The sequence below is a fragment of the Pararobbsia silviterrae genome (assembly GCF_003628125.1).
Classification (GTDB): domain Bacteria; phylum Pseudomonadota; class Gammaproteobacteria; order Burkholderiales; family Burkholderiaceae; genus Pararobbsia; species Pararobbsia silviterrae.
In genome coordinates this window covers 1-1,088 of the sequence record NZ_RBZU01000042.1, presented here as the reverse complement: position 1 = coordinate 1,088, position 1,088 = coordinate 1, and the positions used below count along the sequence as shown (strand labels likewise).

Below are 1,088 nucleotides of genomic sequence, written 5' to 3'. Positions count from 1 at the left end.
ACGCCGTCAGTCGGCATCGCTCCATCTGTCGTCGCGGCTGCGTCTGTCGTCACGGTTTCGCTTGCCGTTGCGATGCCTTCGGGCGAGGGCGCTTGGTGTGCAGCGGGAACGTCTTGAGCGTCGTTGGAGACGGCTGCATGGGCTGTCGATGGCATCCCTTGATCATTGAAGGCACGCTCTGCCGTCAAGGGACTGTCAGGAATCTGCGTGCGACTCGTTGTTCTTCGCGTGCGTCCGGCAGTTGCAGTGAGATCGCCTCCAGCGATCATGCGGCCACTGTTCTTAAACGAAGTGTTCGCATCGACCGTGATGTCACCCTTGGACTGCACGGTATCGCGGTTGTCGATCGTGTTCGCGTGGATGGCAACAGCGGTGCCGCCGTTGATGTCGCCTCGATTGACAAAGGCATCGAGGCCCGCGAGCTTGATGTGTCCCGGTGTTTCGATCTTGCCGGCGTCGTTGGAGAGTGACGGTGTGGTGCTTGAGATTGCACGACGCGCCAGAATCTGGCCTTGACGGTTATCGATCGACTGATTCGCAAGGAGCATGACGTCCGTGCCTTGCAAGCCCGCGGGCATGGATGACGGACCTGTGTGCGTATCGACCGTGACGTCGCGCGTGGCAGCGTTGATGATCGTCGCGGCCGTTGCACTCAGTGTGCCGCCCGCGTAGATCGCGCCGGCCGTGTTGTCGATCGCGGTGCTCGCAATCTTCACGTCTGCGTCGCTGCCGATTTGACCGGCAGCGTTGTTCAAGGCACCTTGATTTACAAGCTCAAGGGACTGGCCGGCGAGGATCGCGCCGCCGTGGTTCTCGATCGCAGTGGTGTGCAGGCTGGATGTGGTTGTGGCGGAGATCAGGCCGGTGTTGTTCTTCAGCTCACCAGCCGAGAGCGCGATGCGGTCGCCGATTACACGTCCTGAGGCACTGTTATCGAACGCGGCTCCGTTCGTGAAGGCGGTGAGGGAACCCTTTGCTTCGAGCGCGCCGCTTTCGTTGTTGACCGCGCCCGCGTGCAGCGTCAATGCGCCACGCGTTGCCATCGTCCCGGCCGCATTGTTCACCGACCCGCTGCGTGTATCGATCGA

Annotated in this window: 1 protein-coding gene; it reads right to left on the bottom strand. The window is 61.7% G+C overall.

The window, feature by feature from the left end:
• Window positions 1–1,088: hypothetical protein (locus D7S86_RS28935; protein WP_147432526.1), on the bottom strand; the 1,088-nt coding region annotated here is incomplete at both ends.